Origin of the sequence: Streptomyces sp. NPDC003247 (assembly GCF_042888135.1) — a bacterium.
Classification (GTDB): domain Bacteria; phylum Actinomycetota; class Actinomycetes; order Streptomycetales; family Streptomycetaceae; genus Streptomyces.
Genome location: NZ_JBIAPF010000005.1, coordinates 608,751 through 630,648, shown reverse-complemented (window position 1 = coordinate 630,648; position 21,898 = coordinate 608,751). Strand labels below are relative to the sequence as shown.

The following is a 21,898-nucleotide window of genomic DNA, read 5'->3' as shown; positions in this document are numbered from 1 at the left end:
ACGCCGGTCCGGTGCACCTCCTGCGCCCCCCTCGGCGCGACGTGCGAGGGAACCCTGCCTTTACCGGGAACGCCGGTACGTTGCGCCGCTCGGGCGTGGCCGTCGCGTGGAGCGGCGAGATATTGCCGTCGGAAAGGGGGCATTCGGGAATCGAAAACGGGGAAATCGATGACCGGGGGAACCACCGCACACCGCGCGGCGGACCGCGCACAGGGAGGGCCCGTGGATGCGACGACCACGCTCATCGCCGTCGCGGTGGTGCTGGCGGCGGCGCTGTTCGCCGTGGCCGCCGTCGTGCTGATCCGGCTGGTCCGGGCCCGGAGAGGGCTGCGGCGGGCGGGTCTGCCGACCGGACCGCGCTGGGTCTTCTGGGGCGCCGTCGCGTACTTCGTCCTCCCGACCGATCTGATCCCCGACCCGGTGTACCTCGACGACATCGGTGTCCTGCTGCTCGCCCTGCGGTCCCTGCGCCGCACCCCCGACCGCGCCGGAATCGCCGACTGACCGCCCGGTCACGAGTTTTCGTCCCGCCCGAGGCTCATCCTCCCTGCTCAGCTCCCCGCGCCGCGCCCCACAGCCGTGTCGAACACGGAGAGTAAGGAAACCATTCACCCGTTCGATTCGTATAAGTGACTGAAGGTCCGGCTGACGGGCCGAAGGTCGCACCACACAGCGGGCCCGAGTGACGTCGCACAGCGGCACCGCTTGATCGAGGCAGTACCGACGAGGGAGAGACGATGCAACCGTTCGCGCTCAGCTACGCACGCCCCGCGGCGGAGTTGGAGTTCGCCACTCCGTACGCCTACGACCCAGGACTGCAGTTGAACGTGCTCCTCGACGGCCGGGTCGCCGCCCGCGACCACGCGCTGCTGAGGGAGCTCGGGACGACGACCTCGACGGCGGGTTCCAAGACGCACTTCGACGACTGAGCACGGGCCGACACGATGACCGTGCTCATCCTGACCTGTGAAGAGGACGTCACGGCGGACATGGTGGTCGTCCACCTGAACGCCGCGGGCGTCCCCGTCGTGCGGCTCGACCCGGCCGACCTCACCCAGACCGTCGCGCTCTCCGCGGAGTACGTGCACGGCGGCTTCCGGGGCCATGTGTCGTCCGCGGGGCGGCTGGTGAGCCTGGACGCGCTGCGGTCCGTCTGGGTCCGCCGGCCGGGTGCGGCGGCGGCCCGGGCCCCCGAGCCGTCCGCGTGGCTCACGGAGGAGGCCTCGCAGGCGCTGTACGGGATGCTCCGCGGCGGCGGGGCGCGCTGGATGAACCATCCTGACGCGGCCCGCCGGGCCCGGCACAAGCCCTGGCAGCTGAGACTGGCCCAGCGCAGCGGCCTGCCGGTGCCGGCCACGCTCATCACCACGTTCCCGCAGGCGGCGCGGGACTTCGCGGAGCGCTACCCGGACCTGGTGGTCAAGCCCGTCTCCGGGGCGCATCCGCAGGACCCGCCCCGGGCGGTGCCCACCACCCGGGTGCCGCCGGGCACCGACTTCACCGCCGTCGCCTACGGTCCGACCCTGCTGCAACGGCGGGTGGCCAAGCGGGCGGACATCCGGCTGACGGCGGTCGGCGACCGGCTGCTGGCCGCCCGCAAGGAGACCCCGGACGAGGGCGACTCCGACGTGGTGGACGTGCGCTTCGCTCCGTCCGGCGCGCCGTGGCGCCCGGCGGAGGTCCCGCCGCGCCTGGCCGACTCCGTGCGCACGTATCTGCGTGAGGCGGAACTGGCCTACGGCGCCTTCGACTTCGCGGAGGACGCCGACGGGACGTGGTGGTTCCTGGAGTGCAACCAGTCGGGGCAGTTCGGTTTCGTCGAGGTGGACACCGGCCAGCCGATCGCGCTCACCGTGGCGCGGTGGCTCGCCCGGGCCGAGCCCGGGGGGTACCCGCGGCCGGCGGACTGCTGCGGTTCGGCGGCCCACTGATCCCCCTCCCTGTTCCTCCGCCCGCCCGGGCCGGAAGCCTGTGGAAGCGCTTCCGGCCCGGGCGGGCACAAGGGTGCACATCGTCTGTTCCCCGGTGGTCCGGGCGCTCAGACGGCCAGGGACAGCCCGCTCTCCCCGTCCCGCTCCGGGTCCCTTCCCTGGCTCTTCCCCTGGTCCGGTTCCTGCCTCGGCACGCGGGCCGCCGGAGGGCTCCCCACCGCGGAGACCAGCAGGGCGTCCGCCGCGGCGACCGCCTCGCGCACGTCGGAGGTGCCCATGAGGACACACAGCGTGTAGGTGACGTCCTCCAACTCGCGGGCCGTCTGCGGGCTCTCCCGCTCCGCCTGAGCGATCTTCAGCGACGCGTACCGGGTCAGCAACGTCCTGACGGCCTTAGGGTCCGGAACGATCACGAGCGCCCCTCTCTCCAGATGTAGTGCGCAGCGTGTGCCCGAACCCGGGCGATTCATGCGTGGGCGCGCCGGAGGTCACCCGCCGGGGGTACGATTTCCGCCACTTGGTCCCCGTCCGGGCATCAGGCGGCCTGACCCCCGTGCAGTGCCGTGTACGCGCCGCCGCGGTGCAGGAGTTCCTCGTGGGTGCCGGTCTCCAGGATCTCGCCGTCCCCCATCACGACGATGCGGTCGGCGCCGCGCACGGTGGACAGGCGGTGCGCCACCACGAACGTGGTACGGCCGCGCAGCAGACGGGCGAGGGCCTGCTGGACGAGCGCCTCGGAGCGGGTGTCGAGCGCGGAGGTGGCCTCGTCCAGGATCAGCACCTTGGGGTCCCTGATCAGGGCGCGGGCGATCGCCAGCCGCTGCTTCTGCCCGCCCGACAACCGGGCCCCGCGCTCACCGACGAGGGTGTCCAGGCCCTCGGGCAGCCGGTCGACGAACTCCAGGGCGTTGGCGTCCCGCAGGGCCGTGCGCACCGCCTCCTCGTCGGCCTCGTCCTCCATGCCGTAGGCCACGTTCTCCCTGACGGTGCCGTCGAAGAGGATCGACTCCTGCGGGACGACGGACACGAAGCGCCGATAGGTGCGCAGGTCCAGCGTGTTCATGTCGGTTCCGTCGAGCAGCAGCCGTCCCGAGGTCGGCCGGATGAAGCCGATGACGAGGTTGAGGACGGTGGACTTGCCCGCTCCGGAGGCGCCGACCAGGGCGACGGTCTCGCCCGGCGCCACGGACAGCGTGAAGTCGCGCACCGCCGGCCGGCCGCTCTCGTACGCGTACCCGACGTGATCGAAGGTCACCGCGCCGTGCAGACGGGCCAGTTCGGCCTTGCCCTCGTTGTCCTCCAGTTCGGGCGCCTGGAGCACCTCGCCGACCGAGCGGACCGACTCCAGTCCCTTGGTGATGATCGGGGCGAGACCGGTGAGCGTGGTGGTGGAGTTGGTGAGGGTGGTGAGGAAGGCGCTGAGCATGACCACGTCGCCCGGGGTGACGCCCCACACCTCGTAGTACGAGACCAGCGCGGCGCCGGTCAGCACGAGCACCCCGACGACGTTGAGGACGACCCAGGAGATCGAGCCGAAGCGGCCGTTGAGGAGGTCGAGGCGCATCCCGGAGGTCAGCAGGCGGTGCAGGGTGCCGTCCATGCGGCGCAGCGCCTTGCCCTCCAGGCCGTGGGCGCGGGTGACCGGGATCAGCCGGGTCATCTCCGTCACCCGCGAGGAGAGCGTCTCCACCTCGTGGCGGAAGTCCTCGTTGTGGGTGCGCAGCCGGGACCGGAGCCGGGCCACGACGAACGCGGCGGCGGGCACCACGACCAGGAAGACCGGCAGGAACTCCGGGGTGCGCACGGCGATGATGACCAGACCGCCGGTGAGGACGGTGATCGCGCCGAGGCCGTTCTCCGCGGTCTGCTGCACCATCTGCTCGACGGCCTCGACGTCCCGGACGACCTTGGCCTGGAGGACGCCGGCGCTGACCCTGGAGTGGTAGCCGATGGACAGCTGCTGCATACGGGTGCACAGCGCGGAGCGCAGGGTCGTGCCCATGCGGCGGACGCTGCCGTAGAGGAGGCGGACGTAGAGCAGGTGCAGCGGGAAGTTGACGACCAGGATGAACATGATGACGCCGGCGCTCGTCCAGAGTTTGCCGATCGGCTGGTGCTGGACGACGGTGTCGATGATGGACGCGGTGATGAGGGGCAGCAGCCAGATGGGGCTGTGCTTGACGGTGAACACGACGACCGCGCCGGCCAGGCGTCGGCGGTCGGCGCGCAGGAGGTAGGCGAGCGTGCGGATCGGGTGTTCGTCCCGGTAGCGATGGTCGAGGGGTCTGTCGTGCGACGACGCCATCGGCGGTGGTCCTCCCTGGTGCCGGATGAAGGGGCCGTTGCGGGGGGGCTCTGGTCGCACCCCCGCACGGCAAGCGCTTTCTTTCCCTGTGCGGCCGGGGATAACCCCCGCGCCGCGCGGTCCCGTCGGCCGGACGGCGTCGGGCTCCGCCGGTTCACCGGCCGTCAGGACGGGGCCGGCGGCGGCCGCCGAGTCGCGGATCGTCTCCGGGCGGATCGCCCCCGGGATCGGCACGACGACCGGGGGCTTGGCCGGCATCCGGGCCCGAGCATCCGGGCCAGGCAGACGCGCCGCGGACCGACGCCGTGCGCCGCGGCGCCGAGCCGCCGCAGCGACGCCTCGCAGGCCGCCTCGAGGTGTTCGGGGCGGCCGTCGACGGTCCAGCTGCCGTCGCCGGGGCGCCGATGGCCGCCCTTGCCGGCGACCAGACGTCCGCGCCCCGGTCGTGGCCGGTGAGGGCCCGGGCGGTCAGGGCCTCGTCGGGGCCCCGCTCGCCGGCGCGGAGGCGGCCGGCGTCCGCGGTGTCGATCAGCGTCACCCCGGCGTCCGGGGCGGCGCGCAGGGCGGCGAGGGAGCGCGCCTCGTCGGGGCGGCCCTCGATCGACAGGGGCATCGCGCCCGGTCCGACCGCGCTGATCTCGGCCTCACCGGTACGGCGGGTGTGCATGACCTCGTGACCTCTCTGCGACGGTCGGGGGAGGACCGTCGCGGGAACCGGACAGGTCCGGTGCGCCGACGGGGGTACGGCACACCGGACTCGACGGGTCCGGTGCGCCGACGGGGGGGTGCGGCACACCGGACTCACAGGTTCCAGCCTGGCCCGGCCGACGCCGGAGGTCCAACGACAGAAAGCGATTCCATTCAGCAGCGCGGGCGCTGAATCCGGCCGGGTGTCACCAGGTCCCGTGTCACGAACGGGACGTCAGGTACTCCTCCACACCCGGGGCGACGTGCGCCTCCTCGACGTTCACCGTCCCGCCGACCGCCTTAGCGTCGGGCTTGAGCACGTACGTCGACTGCGAGGCGGGCCGGGAGACGTCGGAGAAGTCCTGCGGGGTGCCCAGGCCGGTGTCGGCGTTCTTCTGCGACCGGTGCGCCTTCACCAGGTCCTCCCGGGTCAGGCTGCCGGCCGCGCAGGCCTTCTCCAGGTCGGCGCCCAGCAGCCGGGCCGCGTTGTAGCCCGACAGGACACCGGAGTCGACCTGCGAACCGGGGTACTTCTTCGTGTAGGCGGCGACCATGCTCCTGACCCCGCCGAGGTCGGAGCTGACGGCCGGCGCGGCGCTGACCACGTTCAGCAGGGCCGTCAGGGCGGGCGCGGCCGGGGTCTTCATCAGCTGCGGGGCGAAGCCGGGGGCGCTGCTCACCACGGGGACGCTGAGGCCCCGGGAGGCGGCGACGCCCACCAGGGAGGCGGTCTGCGCGGGTCCGGCGCTGATCAGGACCGCCTTCACCCCGGCCTTCTTCAGCGCCGAGACCTGGGCGGACAGATCCGTGTCCGTCGCCTTGATCTTCTGGTCGACGATCTTCAGGCCGGCTTTCCGCGCGGCCCAGGTGGAGCCTTCGAGCGCGTTGGAGCCGTAGTCGCCCTCGAAGTAGACGTGGCCGACGCTGTCGCCCTTCTTCAGGCCCTTGGTGCGGGTGAGGAAGTCGACCGCGGCGATCATGTCGAGGTCGTAGGTGGTGCCGAGGACCTGGATGGAGTCCTTGCCGAGCAGCGAGGCGGCCCACGCCTGCGGGAAGGTGAGCAGGTGGTCGCGTTCGACGTCGTCGAGGAGGGCCGCGACCACGGGCGAGCCGATGACCTGCGGCAGGGCGAGGACGTCGGGGGCGATGTCGGCGTAGGCGGTGACGGCCTTCTGCACGTCGTAGCCGTGGTCCTTGACGACGATCTCGACCTTGCGGCCGCAGATGCCGCCGTCCGCGTTGGTCTCGTCGGCCCACATCTGCTGGGCCTGGACGATGCTCTTGCCGAGGGTGGCGTAGGGGCCGGTGAGGTCGGTGAGGGCGCCGAGCCTGATCGACTTCTCGGTCACGCCGGGGCCGGACTTGACGCCGTCGGCGCCGTCGGAGGTGCTGCCGCCGTCCGCCTTGGAGCTGCAGCCGGTGGCCGCGATCAGCAGCGCGGCGAGGGCCGCGGCGAGGGCGGTGCCGGGGGTGCGGTGTCTGTGGTGCTCGGTCTTCACGGGGTGGGCTCCTTGGCTCGTGCGGGTGAGGCGGGTGTGGCGGGCGGGCGGGGCGCCGGGGCGCGGTCCGGGGAGGGGGCGCGGCGCCGGCGGGCACGGAGGCGGCGGGTCAGGCCGTGCAGTCCGTCGGGCGCGTACAGCAGGATGAGGACGATGGCCGCGCCGTACAGGTAGCGGGCCGCCTCGGTCGGGCCGACCGCGCCCTCGCCGCCCGTGCCGGGGGCGGCGACCAGGGGCAGCTGGTCGGCGTAACGGGTCATCAGCAGGGGCAGGGCGGTGACGAAGACGGCGCCCGCGGTGGCGCCGGCGACGGACCCGAGACCCCCGATGACGATCATGGCGAGGTAGTCGACGGAGAGGGCCAGGCCGAAGTAGTCGGGCACGACGCGCCGGAAGGACAGGGCGAGGAGGACCCCGGCGAGGCCGGCGTACATCGACGACACGACGAAGGCCGCCGAGCGGTAGCGGGCGACGTTCACGCCCATCACGGCCGCCGCGGTCTCGCTGTCCCGTACGGCCGCCAGGGCGCGTCCGGGACGGCCGCGCAGCAGTCCGCGCGCGGTGAACCAGGTGAGCGCGAGCAGGGCGAGGCCGAGGTACCACAGGCGTTCCTCCGCGCCGAACGGCACGCCGAGCACGACGAGTCCGGGGTCGTCCGCGGTGAACCCGAAGCCGCCCAGGGTGAGCGGCGGGACGGACCGGCCGTTGAAGCCGCCGGTGACCGAGTCGGCGGTCAGCAGCACATGGTGGCCGAGGAAGACCAGCGCGAGGGTGGCGACACCGAGGTAGATGCCGCGCACGCGCCCGGCGACGGGGCTGAACAGGCCGCCCGCCGCGCCGGCCAGCAGGACGGCGAGGACGGCGGCGAGCGCCGGGGGCAGCGCCGGACCGGGATCGCCGGCCAGCCAGGTGTAGCCGTAGGCGCCCACGGCGAGGAAGAAGGCGTGGCCGAGGGAGAGCTGGCCGGCGGTGCCGGAGAGCAGGCCCAGGCCGACGGCGCCGATGGCGGCGGCCATCGAGAACAGGCCGATGCGCAGCCAGAAGGCGTCCAGGTAGAAGGGCAGGGCGCACAGCAGGAGGGCGGGCAGCAGCAGCCGGGCCGCCTTGGGGAGCAGCTCAGACACGGACGGCTCCCTTCCCGCCGAACAGGCCGGTGGGCCGCACCAGCAGCACGACCACCATCACGGCGTACGGGGCGACGTCGCCGAACCCCTCGCCGAGGACGTGCAGTTCGGACTGGTAGCCGGCGGCGAGCGCCTCGGTCAGGCCGATGATCAGGCTGCCCGCGAGGGCGCCGGGCGGTGAGGCCATGCCGCCGAGGATGGCCGCCGGGAACGCCTTGAGGGCGATCTGGCCGGTGGTGCGTTCCAGGCCGGGCGCCGGGAAGGCGGCGAGGAACACGGCGGCGAGGGCGGCCAGGCCGCCGGCCAGGCACCAGGCGAGCATGCGCACCCGGCTGAGGCGTACGCCCATCAGGGCGGCCGCCTCCACGTCCTCGGCCGCCGCCCGCAGGGACAGCCCCCAGGGCGTGAACCGGAACAGGGCGAAGACGCCGCCGATGACGACGGCGGAGACCAGGATCGCGGCGAGCCGGCTGTCGGCGACGGTCACCGGGCCGAGCCCGGTCACCGCGTCCCCCCAGGGGTCGCCGAGGGTGAGCAGGTCGCCGCCGATGCGCCGGGCCAGGTCGGTCAGCAGGACGATGTCCACGCCGATGGTGACGATGGTCTGCACGTGGGCGGCCTTCGGGTCGGGGTCGCCGCGTTGCAGCAGCAGCCGGTCCAGGGCGCCGGCGACGGCCGCGGTCGCCAGGACGGCCACCGCGAGGGCACCGGCGAAGCCGAGGTCGTCGTGGAGGACGGCGACGAGGTAGCCGCCGAGCAGGAGCAGGGAGCCGTGGGCGAAGTTGAGGACGCCCGAGGCCTTGAAGATGACGACGAAGCCGAGCGCGACCAGGGCGTAGACGGCGCCCAGGGCGAGGCCGTTGAGGAGGGTGTCGAGGAAGGTGGTCATCGGGTCTCCTCCCCGGACGCCGCCGCGCCCGCGGCGGCGTCCGTGCCGTCCTCGGGTGCGGCGGCGTCCGCGTCGTCCTCGGGTGCGCCGGTGCCGAGGTAGGCGCGCAGGACCTCGGGGTGGCGGCGGACCTCGTCGGGGGTGCCGTGGGCGAGGGGGCGGCCGAAGTCGAGGACGGTGACCTCGTCGGCGAGGCGCATGACCAGGCCCATGTCGTGCTCCACGAGCAGGACGGACAGCCCGAGCCGTTCGCGGACCGTCCGGACGACCTCCGCGGTGCGCTCGCGTTCGGCGCCGTTCATGCCGGCCACCGGCTCGTCCAGGAGCAGGACACGGGGTTCCAGGCAGAGGGCGCGGGCCAGCTCGACGCGTTTGCGGTCGCCGTACGACAGCAGGGCCACGGGTGCGTCGAAGCGGTCGGCGAGGCCGGTGAGTTCGGCGATCTCGCGTACCCGGTCGAGGTGCTCGCGCTGCTCGCGCACGGCGTGCGGGAGGCGCAGGGCGCTGGCGGCGAAGCCGGCCCGGGTCAGGGCGTGCCGGCCGAGCATCAGGTTGTCGGCGACGGTGCCCTCGGTGGTGACGATGTTCTGGAAGGTGCGGGCCACGCCGAGCGCGGCGATCCGGTGGGGGGCGAGCCCCGTCACGTCGGTGTCGCCGAGCAGGACCCGGCCGGCGGCCGGACGGTACAGGCCGGACAGGACGTTGAAGCAGGTCGACTTGCCGGCGCCGTTGGGCCCGATGAGGGCGTGCACGGACCCCGGTGCCACGGTGAAGGAGACCCCGTCCAGGGCGGTGAGCCCGGCGAAGCGCACGGTGACGTCCCGGACGCGGAGTTCGGGGGGCGCGGCCGGAAGCCGGTCCCCGTGAGCGCCGAGCGGGTGGGCCGTCGCGCGGCCGCCGGCGGGGCCCGGTGCGCGGCGGGCGGAGCGGTCCGTCGTACGGCCGGTGGAGCGGTCTGTCGTACGGCCGGTGGAGCGGATGTTCACGCGGCCCCCTGGTCGCCGGCCGTGTCGCCGAGGTACAGGCGGCGCACCTCGTCGGTCCGGGCCAGGTCGTCGGCGCGGCCGGAGAGCCGGATCTCGCCCACGTCGAGGACGTACGCGTGGTCGGCGAGGGAGAGCGCCATCCCGGCGTTCTGCTCGACCAGCAGGACGGCCGTGCCCTGCTCGTTGATCTCCCGGATCACCTCGGCGATCCGGAACACCATGCGCGGCGCGAGGCCCAGGGAGGGCTCGTCGAGCAGGAGCAGGCGCGGGGCGGCCATCAGGGCGCGGCCGATGGCGAGCATCTGCTGCTCGCCGCCGGAGAGCAGACCGGCGGCCTGGCGGCTGCGCTCCGCGAGCACCGGGAACAGGCCGTAGACCCGGTCGCGGGCCTCGCGGACCTGGTCGGGCCGGCGTCGGCCGAGGCCGAGGCCGCCGGTGCGCAGGTTCTCCTCGACGGTGAGACCGGCGAAGACGCGTCTGCCTTCGGGGACCTGGACGACGCCCGCCCGGACCGCGGCGACCGGGTCGCGTCCGTCGAGTTCGGTGTCGCCGTACCGGGCCCGGCCGGCGGTGACGGTGCCGCGGTGCAGGCGCAGGGTGCCCGAGAGGGCCCGCAGCAGCGTGGACTTGCCGGCGCCGTTCGCGCCGAGCAGGGCCACGACCGCGCCGTGCGGGACGGTCAGGGACACGGAGCGCAGAGCTGACAGGGCTCGCCCGTACGTCACGTCCAGGTCTTCGACGCGCAGCGCGGGCGGGTCCTGCGGGGGTGCTTCGGGCATCGCGGCTCCTCGGGTCCGTGCCACGGGGACACGGCACTTCGTGGGACTTCGTGGGAAGGGGAGCTCACGACAGCACGCGGGCTACGCGCCGGTACAGGCGTGCGAGCGCTCTCGCTGCGCGGGCCCAGCGAGGGCCGGGGAGGGTTGTGCGGGTGCCCAGGGGGCGGGGGCGGGGTCTGAGGGCGGCAGGGTGGGCGGGGTCTGGGGGCGGCAGGGTGGGCGGGGTCTGGGGGCGGCAGGGTGGGCGGGGTCTGGGGGCGGCAGGGTGGGCGGGGTCTGGGCGGGGCGGGGTCTGGGGACGGCGGAGTCTTGGGACGGCGAAGTCTTGGGGGGCGAAGTCTGGGCGGGGGGCCGAGACTTGGGAGAGTCTGGGGGCGGGGTCTGGGCCGGGGGACGGGGTCGGCGGTGGGGTGGGGCTTGCCGACGGGCCGGGAGCGGGTCGGCTGCCGGGGTGGGAACCAGGCACCGGGCGGGAGACCCGTCACCGGGGGGCCGAAGCGGGCGACGGCAGGAGACTCGTCACCGGGCGGAGTCAGCCGCGGGGCCGGAAGCTCGCCACCGTGGGACGGGAGTCGACCATCGGACGGAGAGTCCGCCACCAGGCTGGGGCCGTGCCCCGGCCGGGGCGCACGGCCGGGCCGGGGCGCACGGCCGGGCCGGGGCGCACGGCCGGGCCGGGGCGCACGGCCGGGCCGGGGCGCACGGCCGGGCCGGGAACACACAGCCACGCCGCAAGCGCACGGCCGGGCTGGAAGCGCCCACCGTGGGCGGGGGGCCTGCTCCGCACGGCGGCCCACGGTCCAACCGGACCCCTGCCGCCGGGCCGTAGGCACACGACCGGGCCGGGAACGCCCACATGGGCGGGACCTGCCCCGCACGGCGGCCCACGGTCCAACCGGACCCCTACCGCCGGACCGTAGGCACACGACCGGGCCGGCAACGCCCACACGGGCGGGACCTGCCCCGCACGGCGGCCCACGGTCCAACCGGACCCCTACCGCCGGACCGTAGGCACACGACCGGGCCGGCAACGCCCACACGGGCGGGACCTGCCCCGCACGGCGGCCCACGATCCAACCGGAAGCCTGTCCAGGGCCCGGACCCCTGCCATCGGACCGGGGCCGACAGCCTGGCGGGAGCCGACCGTCGGACGGTCCGCCGACCGGCGGAGGGGCCAGCCGCCCGGAGGGGGCAAGGCCCCGGAGCGGGCAAAGCCCCGGGCCGGAGGCCGGCCGGCGCAGGACGGTCGGTCGGCTGACAGGGGCCGGCCTGCTGACGGGGGCCGGCCGGCAAGGCAGGAGGTGGGCGGCGGGCGGCGGGCGGCGGGCGGCGGGCGGCGGGCGGGGGACTGTCGGTGGTGTGTGGCGGTGTGCAGGGGGTGGCGAGGGCCGGGGTTCAGGGGCGGCTTTGCGTCATTCTCGGTGCGGGGTTCGGGTCGCCAGGGCCAGGCTGATCTCCACGACGTCGGCCGGGCGGGAGAGGCTGCGTCCGGTGAGTTGTTCGTAGCGGCGCAGGCGGTTGAGGACGGTGTTGCGGTGGCAGTAGAGCCGCTCCCCCGCCCGCTGCGCGGAACCGTCGCAGGCCAGCCAGGTGGCCAGGGTGTCCAGCAGGACGGCCGTGTCGGCGGGCTCCAGGGCGCGCAGCGGGCCGAGGACGCGCTCCGCGAGCGCCGCGGCGAGGTCGGGTGAGGAGATCACCAGCGCGGCCGGGAGGTGCTCGGTGAGCCGGATGGTTCCGCCGGTCTGCGGGCACATCCGCAGGGCGGTGTCCGCGAGCCGTCGGGCGTCCCCGACGGCGGCCAGCCCCGACACGGCCGTACTGATGCCCACGCGCGCGGCCGAGGGCGGGCCGCCGTCACCGGCGGCCATGCCCGGACACGGGCGGCCGAGCGGGCCGGCGGGCGTGCGGCCCGTGCCGCCGCCGATGCCGCCACTGCCGCCGACGCCGCCGATGCCGCCGACGCCACGGCCCTCGGAGGCGCCCTCGCCCGCACCGTCACCGTCGCCGTCACCGTCGCCCAGCAGGACGATTCCGTAATCGACGTCGACGCCCGTGTGCCAGTACACGCGTGCCTCCCGCCCGGCGGCGGCGCGGGCCGTCGCCGCCTCGGAGGGGGTTCCGCCGGCCACCGCCACGACCGCGTAGCGGCCGTGCTCGGGGAGGTCGAGCGCCTGCGCGGCCTCCGGGAGGTCGGCGATGCGGCTGGTCCCGTCGAGGAGGGCCGCGGCCAGCAGCCGCAGCCGGTTCTCGCGCCGCCACGCCAGCTGCCGTTCGACCTGCCGGTAGGCGTCCGCGACGAGGGTGCAGTGCTCGTCGACGAAGTTCCACACGTCGGCGGCGACATGCACGAGGAGGCGTACGTCCTCGGGGGCGTTCCGGGAGGTCTCCTCCACCAGGCACTGCCACACCAGCGAGCCGCCGAGCCGGAACGCGTGCAGCAGGGCGTCCAGCGGCAGCCCCTGCTCGGCGCGGGTCGCCCCGATCTTCCAGGAGCAGCGGCGCGCCGCGTCCCTGCTGCCGCGCGGGTCGAGCAGCGAGGACACGCTGTGCCGCAGTGAGCGGTGGGCCTCCTGCCAGGTGGCGGCGGCGTCGCTCTCCAGGGCCGCCCGGTAGGCGGGTTCCTGCTCTTGGAGCGCTACGACCAGCCGGTCGGTGAGGTCGGGCAGGTCGTCCAGCAGGGCCCTGGCGGCCCGGTGCAGGACGGTCAGGGCGTCGGCGTCGATCAGCGAGCGGACGCGCGGCGGACGCGGCCGCAGGGCCGGTCCGGCCGGTGCGGGGCGCAACGCGGTCCGTGGCCGTAGGGCGTGGTGCATCCCGGTCCTCCCCCAGGTCGGTGTGCCGGTGGCCCCGCGCGGCGGGGCTCCGGCCGGCTGCGGGTGGGCCGTGGAGTCCGCGCGGGGCAGCCGTCCGGCTCGTCCTGCCCCGCAGGATGACATACCGTCCGGTCGGTCCCTAGGGGTGTGCACCGCTCTTTTCGGCCTGTTCGACCATTCTGGCCAGTTCGAGACGGGAGCGGACGCCGAGCGCGGCGAAGACCTTCCTGAGGTGGTAGTCGACGGTGCGGGTGCTCACGGAGAGGGTCAGGGCCACCTCCCGGTTGGTGGCGCCCTCGGCGACGCACCGCGCGATGCGCAGTTGTTGCGGTGTCAGCAGCGACAGCCCGGCGCCGGCCCGCGCGCCGCTCGGCGAGGCACCGTTGGCGCGCAGCTCGCCCCGGGTCTGCTCCGCCCAGGCGCGGGCGCCGCAGCGTTCGAAGCCGACCAGGGCGGCGCCGAGACGGTCGCGCGCCTCGCCGAGCCGGCGCCGGCGGCGCAGCCACTTGCCGTGCAGGAGCTCGGTGCGGGCCCGTTCGAAGTCGCCGCCGGCCGCCTCGTGCAGGTCGAGGGCGTGCCGGTAGAGCGCGTCGGCCCGGTCCGGCGGGGCCAGCAGGGCCCGGCAGCGCAGCAGCAGGGCGGGGGCCTGCGGGTCGGCGCCGAACCCGGCCCACAGCGCGTAGTCCTCCACGGCCGCCCGGGCGCCGTCGGGCTGTCCGGCGGACGCGGCCGCCTCCACGAAGCAGGGCACGGCCAGCATCCACACCGCGAAGTGCCCGCGCCGGGAGCCCGGCCGCACCAGCGGTCCGAGCCGGTCCGCGGCCTCCCGGGGGCGCCCGCGGGCCAGGTCGGCACGGGCCGCCGCCCACTCCGCGAGGGTCGTGGCCTGGGCGAGTCCATGGCGCCGGGCGATGGTCAGCGCCGCGGCCACGTGCCCGGCGACCAGGTCGGTCTCCCCCTCGATGGACGCGGCCAGGGCCAGTACGGCGTGGTGGTGGGCGGCGGTGTTGCGCTGCCGGGCCGCCTGCGCGGCGCGCAGTCCCTCCTCGGCGTGGGTGCGGGCGAGGGCGTGCCGTCCGGCGCGCAGTTCGACGTAGGCGAGGTACTCCCGGGCCCGGGGCACCGCCGGGACGGTGCCCCGCGTGCGGGCGGCGGCCAGCGCCCGGGTGCCCGCCCGGCGCCCGGCGTCCAGCTCGCCGAGCATCAGCGCCGCTCCGGCCGCGCGCAGGGCGTCCTCCGGCTCGTCGCCGCCCTCCGCCCGCTCCAGTACGCGCCGCAGTGGCTCGGCCGCCGCCGGGAAGTCGCCTTCCAGCAGGGCGAGCAGGCCGCGCCGGTAGTCGGAAGCGAGTGCCACGCCCCTCTCGGCGGCCGTGCGCCTCACCTCCGACGCGGGGCCTTCCACGACCATGGCCTCCACGGCGGCGGCGCCGCCCGAGGACGACGTCCCCGAGGACGACGCGGCGTTCGCCACGGCAGCGCTCCACGCTCCCGCCCCCGCGCGCGCCACGGCGTCTGCCGGGCGTGCACCGCTCCGCCCGGCCGTGCCGTTCGCCACAGAGGCACCCGGCTCCCCCGCCGTGGCCGCCTTCCCGGCAGCCGCCCCCCTCACTACGGCCGAGCCCACCCGCACGGCCAGGCCCGCCCGCACGGCCGCCGCCTCACCCGCCGTCGCAGCCTCACCCGTCGTCTCAGCCGCACCCACCGTCTCAGCGGCACCCGCGGTCTCAGCCACACCCGCCACCACGTCCGTACCCGCCACCACGGCCGTACCCGCCACCACGGCCGTGCCCGCCACCGCGGCCGCGTCCTCGCTCCGGCCCAGCGCCCGCAGGCACCCGGCGGGATCGCCCGCCGCCCAGGCCGCGTCCGAGGCGCCGAGGGCCGCTCCCGCCGCCTGGCCGGGGGCTCGCCCGGCCAGCAGGGAGGTGGCGAGCAGCAGGGAGGCGCGGGCCTCGTCGACCGGCCCGTCGTGCAGCAGCGTCGTCCCGCGCAGCAGTTCGGCACGGCCTCGTACGAGAGCGGGTGCCCCACCGGTCCGGGCGGCGTCGAGCAGCCGTGACGCCCGGTGCCGGCGTCCGGCGAGCAGGGCCTGTTCGGCGGCGGCCAGGTACCACTCGGCGCGTCGTGCGGCGTCCTCGGTCAGTTCGGCGGCACGGGTGTACGCGGCGCACCGCAGTCCCCGGGGGGCCGAGCCGGCCGGGTCGGCCGCCGCGGCCGCCAGTTCGGCCGCCGTGCCGGCTCCGGCCCACGCGCGGTGCAGCAGCGTGCGCAGCGCCGGGTCCCCGCCCTCCGAGGCCCGGGCCAGTGCGCGGTGCACGGCCCGGCGCCGCTCGGCCGGCGCCGCCTCGTACACCGTCCTGCGCAGCAGTTCGCTGCGGAACCGCACCTCGCCGTCGGCCTCCGTCAGCAGGTCCGGCAGCGGGTGGCCGGGAGCGGCCGGGGGACCGCCCTCGCGGAGGTGCTCCACCGCGCGCAGGACGAGTCCGACGTCGACGGCGGGGTGTTCCGGGACGACGGCGCCGGCGGCGGGGCTCCCTCCGGTGGTACCCGCGTGCTCCCCGCCCGCCGCGTACCCCGCGCCGTCGGCGTCGCGTACGGCGGCGGCCACCGTCAGCAGGACGTCCCGCTGCTCCGGCGTCGCCCCGGACAGCAGGCCACCGGCCAGGCCGGTCAGCACGTCGCTGTCGGCCAACGGCAGCGGCAGCCGGCGTTCGCCCCGCACCTGGGCGGGCGAGAGCCGCCGGACGACGGCGAGCAGCAGCGCCGGGTTGCCCTCGGCCGCGTCGACGATGTCGTCCCGTACGCCCGCGTCGACCGCCCCGCCCGTCGCCTCGTCCACCAGTGCGGCCGCCTCCTCCGGGGACAGCGGGTCCACCCGCAGCGGCGGCAGTCCGGCGAACTCGAGGTCGGGCGGACGGTGTCCGGGGATGCTGAGGAGCAGGCTCACACCCGCCGTGGCGGGAAGGCGCGCGGCGGCGTGGCCCAGGGCCGCGCGGGAGGTGGCGTCCCACAGGTGGGCGTCGTCGACGCACACCAGGAGCGGGGGCTCGACGGCGCGCAGCACGTCGAGCAGCGCCCCGCCCGACGCCCCCGCGGGTGCTCGCCCGGTGATCTCGCCGAGGGCGCGCAGCAGGGTGCGCAGACCGCTGCCGGGTACGGCCGCGAGCGCCGGATCGGCCCGGACCCGCACCACCGCTCCCCCGCCGGCACCGGCCGCCCCACCCCCGACGCGTTCGGCGGCACCCGGGCCCGCGACGGCCTCCGCACCTCCGGCGGCTCCGGTGACTCCCGTGACTCTGGCGGTCCCGTCGATTCCAGTGGCTCCGGCGGTCCCGGCGGCCCCCGAGGAGAACGCGTGCGCCACGGAATCGAGGAACCACGTGCGGCCGCAACCGGGTTCGCCTGTCACGGCCCGTACACACCCGCCCTGAACGGTCAGCTGTCCGGTCATTTACGCGACGTTACGCACGCGTAACGAGAGACGGAAGGCTTGGGTCCGCGCCTCGGGTGACGCGCCTGCCGCCGGTGAGCTGGGCGTTCACGGGTGACGGACCGGATGCGGCTTGTGCCGCCGCCCAACGCCGGCTGTTCCCGGCCGTGCGCGGGCACAACGACAGCGGCGGTCGCGCGGGATGCGCGGCCGCCGCTCGTCCGGTGCCGGGACCGGCGTCACGAGGTGTGCGGGCAGTTGCCCCGGTACTCCTCGATCGTGAGGCTCGCCGTGGGCAGCGGGCACAGGAACTGCTCGTAGCGGGTGTCGTTGTCGATGAACCGCTTCAGCCACGAGATGCTGTACTTCGCGATCGTCGTGTTCGACGTGTTCGGGGTGAAGTGGGTGGCGCTGTTCAGCTCCAGGTAGGCGCGGTCGAGCGAGGACGGCAGGGACGTGTAGAACGGCTCGGCGTGGCTGGCCACCGGGGCGACCGTGTCACCGTCGGCTCCGACGATCAGGGTGGGGGTGGTGATCTCCGGCCAGGTCTTGTCGAGGTTCCAGGGCGTCAGCGGGATCGAGGCCTGGAGGGAGGGGCGGGTCTTGGCGGCTTCGAGGCTGCCGCCGCCGCCCATCGAGTGGCCCATCACACCGAGCCGCGAGCTGTCGACACGGGTGCGGACGGAGCTGCTCTGGGTGAGGTAGTCCAGGGCGGCGAGCAACTGGTCCCCGCGCGAGTCCGGCTGGTCGGCCGTGGTGATCGTGTCGATGGTGAAGACGACGAAGCCCTGCGAGGCCAGCCGCGGTCCCAGCCAGGCGATCGAGGACTGGTAGGCGGTGTAGCCCGGGGAGATGGCGATGGCGCCGAACGTGCCGTCCGCGGTGCTGGTCGGGTAGTAGATGGTGCCTCCGCCGAAGCCGCTGACGAGCAGTGAGGAGACGGAGGTCTCCGAGACGGCGTACGAGCCCCGCGAGGCCTCGATGCTCGCGGTGGTGGGCGCCGGGCCCCGCTCGTAGGGGTTGTCCGCGGCCTGCGCCCCGGGGCCGCTGAGGGTGGTGAGTCCGACGACCGCGGCAATCGCCGCCGCCAGGCCGGCGATCCGGCCGGGCCTGTGGTGGGGGGAGCCGGTGGGCCTGCGGTGGGCGGCACCGGTGCGGGCTGTCTGCTGCACGACGAGTCGTCCTCTCTGTCGCGACGGCCCCGCCCGGTCGGGCGGGGCCGTGGGCGGGCTGGAGGTGCCACTGTCGGAGCAGCGTGGTGGCGGGGGACCGGCAATGTCACCGGTCTTCGGCGCGACGAGGCGCGGGGAGGGGCGACCCTGGAGTGGACCGCCCGTTCCCGCCGCAGCGAAGGAGACCAGGACGTGTCGTTCCTCAGGGAGAACAGGGAGACCGAGGGCAGTAAGGAAAGCAAGGAAGGTAAGGAAGACAAGGAAGGCAAGGGGAGCGAGGAGACGAAGGAGTCCAGGGCGATCCGGGAGACCCGGGAGGCCCGGGACACCGCCGAGGGCGGCGCCGTGCGGGTGGCGTCCGTCCTCCGCCGGGCCGTGGCCGAAGGGCTGATCGGCGAGGACCGGCCGCTGGCAGGGTTCGTCGACGTCCAGGGGGTGCGCGGCAGCGTCGCCGGGCTGCACGAGGCGTTCGCGGGGGTCCCGGAGGTGCTGCACACCTTCGCGGCCAAGGCGTGTGCCCTGGTGCCGGTGCTGCGGCTGCTCGCCGACGCCGGAATGGGCTGCGAGGTGGCGAGCCCGGGGGAGCTGCGGCTGGCGCTCGACGCCGGCTTCCCCCCGGCGCGAATCGTGCTGGACTCCCCCGCCAAGACCCGCGCGGAACTCCGCGAGGCCCTCTCCCTGGGGGTCGCGGTGAACGCCGACAACCTCGCCGAACTCGAACGCGTCGACGCCCTGCGCCCGGCGGACTGCGCATCCGTCGTCGGACTGCGGGTCAATCCGCAGGTCGGCAGCGGGACCATCGGAGCGATGAGCACCGCGACCGAGCACTCCAAGTTCGGTGTGGCGCTGCGCGATCCGGGGGCCCGCGCCCGGGTCGTCGAGGCCTTCGCGCGGCGGCCGTGGCTGACCCGGCTGCACGCCCACGTCGGCTCGCAGGGATGCCCCCTGCCCCTGATCGCCGAGGGGCTCGCCGCCCTGCACCGCCTCGCCGAGGAGATCGACGCCCGGGCCGGCCGCCAGCAGGTGACCAGCCTCGACCTCGGCGGCGGCCTCCCGGTGAACTTCGCCGACGACACCGTCACCCCCACCTACGCCGAGTACGTGGCCGCGCTCGCCGCGGCCGAACCGGCCCTGCTGGACGGCCGCTACCGGCTCGTCACCGAGTTCGGCCGCTCCCTGCTCGCCAAGAACGGCTTCCTCGCGGCGCGCGTGGAGTACGTCAAGGACGCGGGCGGCCGCCGGATCGCCCTCACCCACGCCGGCGGGCAGGTCGCCACCCGCACGGTCCTCATGCCGGGCGCCTGGCCGCTGCGGGTGTCCGCCCACGGACCGGACGGGAGCCCGAAGCGGACGCCGCCGCTGCCGCAGGATGTCGCCGGGCCGCTCTGCTTCGCCGGGGACGTCGTGGCGCACGAGCGCGCGCTGCCCGAACTCGCCGAGGGCGACCTGGTCGTGCTGCACGACACGGGCGCCTACTACTTCTCGGCGCCCTGGGCGTACAACAGCCTGCCCCGGCCGGGGGTTTACGGCTGCCTTTCGCGGGACGGCTACGTCACGTTCGCCACGGTCCGCCCGCCGCAGACGCTGCGGGAGATCTCCGTGGAGAGCGGGCTGGAACAGGCCGACGCGCTGCTGACCGGCTTCCCGGCGCCCGCCCTGCCCTGACGGCCGCACGACCCGATGTCCCGGCGCTCCCGGCGCTCCCGGGCCCGAGCGTGCACCCGGCACAGGCATCACGGGCCCGATTCGGAGCACCCGGGTGGTGTCGCCTGACGAGGAGAACACCGTGCTGTGGGTCGCCGTTCTGCTGCTGCCGCTGATGTCCGCGCTGCTGGTGGTCATGGACCGCGTCGAGGACCGTCTGTCCGACCCTGCCCCGGCGGGGCCGCGGCATGCCGCCCGCAGGCGGCACCTGCGCCTGGTCCGGAACCCCGCCGGGAGCGGGGAACCGGCGACGGACGACGGACACCCGGAGCCCCGGGCGGCCTGACCGTCCACGGACACCGGAGCCCCAGGGCCGCCTGACCCGCCACGGACACCGGAGCTCGGAGGCCGCCTGCCCGCCAGGGGCACCTGGAACCCCCGGGCCGCCTGACCGGCCACGGACGTCCTGACCGGCATGGGAGGTCCGGCCGTCCCGGGAAGTCCCGCCGCCCCGGGAAGTCCCGCCGCCCCGGGAAGTCCCGCCGCCACGGGAAGTCCCGCCGCCACGGGAAGTCCCGCCGCCACGGGAAGTCCGGCCGCCACGGGAGGTCCAGCCGTCCCGAGGTCCGGCCGCCCCGGGGCTGCCGCGGGCGCCGCCCGTGTGCGAGGCTCGCCCGCGGGCGGCGCCGCTCCCGGCACCGGCCGTCACCTCCTCCGGCAGCAGGGAGAACCAGCGACATGCGCATCGGTCTGCTCGGCACGGGCCCCTGGGCGCAGATGGTGCACGCCCCCGCCCTGAGCGCGCACGGGAGTGTCGACCTCGTCGGGGTCTGGGGCCGCCGCCCCGCCGCCGCCCGGGAACTGGCCGAGCGCCACGGCACCCGGCCCTACGCCGACGTGGACGCCCTGATCGCGGACGTGGACGCGGTCGCCGTCGCGCTGCCGCCGGACGTCCAGGCGGACCTCGCGGTACGCGCCGCCGAAGCCGGCCGGCACCTGCTGCTCGACAAGCCCGTCGCCGCGACGGTGCTGGGGGCACGGGCGGTGGCGCGGGCCGTACGGGAGGCGGGGGTCGCCTCGGTCGTCTTCTTCACCACCCGCTTCCTGCCCGAGCCCGAGGCCTGGATCGCCGAACAGGCGTCGGCGGGAGGGTGGTTCACGGGGCACGCGCAGTGGCTGGGGGCGGTGTTCACGGGGGACAGCCCGTTCGCCACGCCGTGGCGCCGGGAGAAGGGCGCCCTGTGGGACGTGGGGCCGCACGCGCTGTCCGTGCTGCTTCCGGTGCTGGGGGACGTGCGCCGGGTGTCGGCCGCCGGGCGGGGGCCCGGGGACACCGTGCACCTGGTCCTGGACCATGCGGGCGGGGCGTCCAGCACGCTGACGCTCAGTCTGACGGCTCCGCCCTCGGCGGCGGGCTCGGCCGTGGAGCTCCGGGGCGAGGCCGGGGTGGTGCGGCTCCCGCCGAGCGCCTCGGACGCCGTCTCGGCCCTCGGCCGGGCCGCGGACGCGCTGGGCGCCGCGGCCCGGGACGGCCGTCCGCACGCGTGCGACGCGGCGTTCGGTCTGCGGGTCACCGAGGTACTCGCCGAGGCGGAGGCCCTGTCGGCCGGCGGCCTCGGCTGAGGTCGCGGTGTCCGCGGTGGCCGCGACCGGTCAGGCGTGCCGGTGCGAGCGCCGGTTGCCGGTGACGGCCCGGTAGAGGATGAGCAGGATGAGCGAGCCGACGATCGCGGCGACCCAGGTGGACAGGTCGAAGAAGCCGTCGATCGAGTCCACGCCGAAGATCACCTTGCCGAGCCAGCCGCCGAGCAGACCGCCGGCGACGCCGATGAGCATCGTGACGATGATGCCGCCGGGGTCCTTGCCGGGCAGCAGCAGCTTGGCGATGGCACCGGCGAGCAGGCCTATCAGAATCCACGCGATGATGCCCACGGTTCCTCCCTTTTCCTTTGGACAACGTGTACGTCTCCCGAATGCACGGACACGGGATCCGCAAACCTGCCGGAGGCCACCAGTCGTTCCCAACGGCCGGTGACCGCACGGGAAGCGGGCCGTCTCTCCCCCCTCGGACCGCGTCGCCGCGGGCGCCGAGCGGGTCGGGGCGAGGCGACGCGTCGGACGGACGGACGTCGCTCGCAGACGGAGATCGGTCGCAGACGGAGATCGGTCGCAGACGGAGATCGCTCGCAGACGGACGTCGCCCGTGTCGAGCGCGCGCAGAGCCGGATCGGGTTGTGTCGCGGCCGGTGCGGTACTCGTGCGCCCGAGGGAGCCTCCCGGTTCCGGCCCGGTGCCCCGGCGTGTCGGCGTCTCCGGATGCGGGGTGCGCTCCCTCGGTGAATGGTGATAGGGGACCCGGTGACCGCACCGGGTCCGAAGCAGCCCTCCGGACCGAGGAGCACTGATCATGTCGACCTCACAGCCCGACGCCTCCCGGCCGTCCTCCGACCGCACCACCCCGGACAACCTGCTGCACAGCCGCACCGGCACCGAGGTGTCGCCGGAGGACATGGTGCTCGCGGCGGGCAGGGACCTCACCCCGCGCAACCTGGAATGGGCGCGGCGCAAGCTCGACGAGGAGGGTCCCGCCGCCATCGAGAAGCTGCTGCCCTGACCGTGCGGCGGACCGTCCCCGGTCC

At 75.3% G+C, this 21,898-nt stretch carries 18 protein-coding genes and 1 pseudogene; 7 read left to right on the top strand and 12 right to left on the bottom strand.

Annotated features, from left to right (window positions below; genetic code table 11):
* Window positions 1–222 precede the first annotated feature (222 nt).
* The 3 genes from ACFYWQ_RS20375 (at window position 223) to tgmB (ending at window position 1,931) form a co-directional block, all read left to right on the top strand.
* The gene (locus tag ACFYWQ_RS20375; protein WP_389518208.1) at window positions 223–504 is read left to right on the top strand and encodes a DUF1232 domain-containing protein; all 282 of its coding nucleotides are present in this window, start codon (window positions 223–225) and stop codon (window positions 502–504) included.
* A gap of 233 nt (window positions 505–737) precedes the next feature.
* A complete protein-coding gene (gene tgmA / locus ACFYWQ_RS20370; RefSeq protein WP_389518207.1) occupies window positions 738–929 on the top strand; it encodes a putative ATP-grasp-modified RiPP in 192 nt (63 codons plus the stop codon).
* Between the two features lie 15 nt (window positions 930–944).
* Window positions 945–1,931, top strand: a complete 987-nt coding sequence (gene tgmB / locus ACFYWQ_RS20365; RefSeq protein ID WP_389518206.1) for an ATP-grasp ribosomal peptide maturase — start codon at window positions 945–947, stop codon at window positions 1,929–1,931.
* Window positions 1,932–2,038: 107 nt separating this feature from the next.
* Here tgmB and ACFYWQ_RS20360 read toward each other — a convergent pair whose 3' ends face one another.
* The 11 genes and pseudogenes from ACFYWQ_RS20360 to ACFYWQ_RS20310 form a co-directional block, all read right to left on the bottom strand.
* The gene (locus ACFYWQ_RS20360) at window positions 2,039–2,344 is read right to left on the bottom strand and encodes a DUF5133 domain-containing protein (protein WP_389518205.1); all 306 of its coding nucleotides are present in this window, start codon (window positions 2,342–2,344) and stop codon (window positions 2,039–2,041) included.
* Between the two features lie 122 nt (window positions 2,345–2,466).
* Window positions 2,467–4,236: an ABC transporter ATP-binding protein gene (locus tag ACFYWQ_RS20355; protein ID WP_389518341.1), complete on the bottom strand. Its 1,770-nt coding sequence runs from the start codon at window positions 4,234–4,236 to the stop codon at window positions 2,467–2,469.
* A 135-nt stretch (window positions 4,237–4,371) separates the two neighbouring features.
* Window positions 4,372–4,903, bottom strand: a pseudogene (locus tag ACFYWQ_RS20350) (aldo/keto reductase); the annotation flags it as partial.
* A 241-nt stretch (window positions 4,904–5,144) separates the two neighbouring features.
* Window positions 5,145–6,422 carry an ABC transporter substrate-binding protein gene (locus ACFYWQ_RS20345; RefSeq protein WP_389518204.1) on the bottom strand — a complete coding sequence of 426 codons (1,278 nt, stop codon included), beginning with the start codon at window positions 6,420–6,422 and terminating at the stop codon, window positions 5,145–5,147.
* The gene (locus ACFYWQ_RS20340; RefSeq protein WP_389518203.1) at window positions 6,419–7,546 is read right to left on the bottom strand and encodes a branched-chain amino acid ABC transporter permease; all 1,128 of its coding nucleotides are present in this window, start codon (window positions 7,544–7,546) and stop codon (window positions 6,419–6,421) included. Before ACFYWQ_RS20340 ends, ACFYWQ_RS20345 begins: the two co-directional genes overlap by 4 nt.
* Complete coding sequence (locus ACFYWQ_RS20335; protein ID WP_389518202.1) at window positions 7,539–8,435, bottom strand: branched-chain amino acid ABC transporter permease; 897 nt, start codon at window positions 8,433–8,435, stop codon at window positions 7,539–7,541. Before ACFYWQ_RS20335 ends, ACFYWQ_RS20340 begins: the two co-directional genes overlap by 8 nt.
* The gene (locus tag ACFYWQ_RS20330; RefSeq protein WP_389518340.1) at window positions 8,432–9,247 is read right to left on the bottom strand and encodes an ABC transporter ATP-binding protein; all 816 of its coding nucleotides are present in this window, start codon (window positions 9,245–9,247) and stop codon (window positions 8,432–8,434) included. Before ACFYWQ_RS20330 ends, ACFYWQ_RS20335 begins: the two co-directional genes overlap by 4 nt.
* Before the next feature lie 170 nt (window positions 9,248–9,417).
* Complete coding sequence (locus tag ACFYWQ_RS20325; protein WP_389518201.1) at window positions 9,418–10,200, bottom strand: ABC transporter ATP-binding protein; 783 nt, start codon at window positions 10,198–10,200, stop codon at window positions 9,418–9,420.
* A gap of 1,412 nt (window positions 10,201–11,612) precedes the next feature.
* The gene (locus tag ACFYWQ_RS20320) at window positions 11,613–13,013 is read right to left on the bottom strand and encodes a PucR family transcriptional regulator (RefSeq protein WP_389518200.1); all 1,401 of its coding nucleotides are present in this window, start codon (window positions 13,011–13,013) and stop codon (window positions 11,613–11,615) included.
* Between the two features lie 139 nt (window positions 13,014–13,152).
* Window positions 13,153–16,203, bottom strand: a complete 3,051-nt coding sequence (locus tag ACFYWQ_RS20315; RefSeq protein WP_389518199.1) for a LuxR C-terminal-related transcriptional regulator — start codon at window positions 16,201–16,203, stop codon at window positions 13,153–13,155.
* A gap of 479 nt (window positions 16,204–16,682) precedes the next feature.
* Complete coding sequence (locus tag ACFYWQ_RS20310; protein ID WP_389518198.1) at window positions 16,683–17,615, bottom strand: alpha/beta hydrolase; 933 nt, start codon at window positions 17,613–17,615, stop codon at window positions 16,683–16,685.
* 300 nt (window positions 17,616–17,915) lie between these two features.
* Here ACFYWQ_RS20310 and ACFYWQ_RS20305 point away from each other — a divergent pair, with 300 nt between their 5' ends.
* The 3 genes from ACFYWQ_RS20305 to ACFYWQ_RS20295 all read left to right on the top strand — a co-directional run bounded on the left by ACFYWQ_RS20305 (window position 17,916) and on the right by ACFYWQ_RS20295 (window position 20,882).
* A complete protein-coding gene (locus ACFYWQ_RS20305) occupies window positions 17,916–19,280 on the top strand; it encodes a diaminopimelate decarboxylase (protein ID WP_389518339.1) in 1,365 nt (454 codons plus the stop codon).
* Window positions 19,281–19,374: 94 nt separating this feature from the next.
* Window positions 19,375–19,605, top strand: a complete 231-nt coding sequence (locus ACFYWQ_RS20300) for a hypothetical protein (protein ID WP_389518197.1) — start codon at window positions 19,375–19,377, stop codon at window positions 19,603–19,605.
* Window positions 19,606–19,997: 392 nt separating this feature from the next.
* Window positions 19,998–20,882 carry a Gfo/Idh/MocA family protein gene (locus ACFYWQ_RS20295; RefSeq protein WP_389518196.1) on the top strand — a complete coding sequence of 295 codons (885 nt, stop codon included), beginning with the start codon at window positions 19,998–20,000 and terminating at the stop codon, window positions 20,880–20,882.
* A 30-nt stretch (window positions 20,883–20,912) separates the two neighbouring features.
* Here the strand turns inward: ACFYWQ_RS20295 and ACFYWQ_RS20290 are convergent, their stop codons facing one another.
* A complete protein-coding gene (locus ACFYWQ_RS20290) occupies window positions 20,913–21,191 on the bottom strand; it encodes a GlsB/YeaQ/YmgE family stress response membrane protein (protein ID WP_389518195.1) in 279 nt (92 codons plus the stop codon).
* Window positions 21,192–21,666: 475 nt separating this feature from the next.
* Here ACFYWQ_RS20290 and ACFYWQ_RS20285 point away from each other — a divergent pair, with 475 nt between their 5' ends.
* The gene (locus ACFYWQ_RS20285; protein ID WP_385068197.1) at window positions 21,667–21,873 is read left to right on the top strand and encodes a hypothetical protein; all 207 of its coding nucleotides are present in this window, start codon (window positions 21,667–21,669) and stop codon (window positions 21,871–21,873) included.
* Window positions 21,874–21,898: the final 25 nt, after the last annotated feature.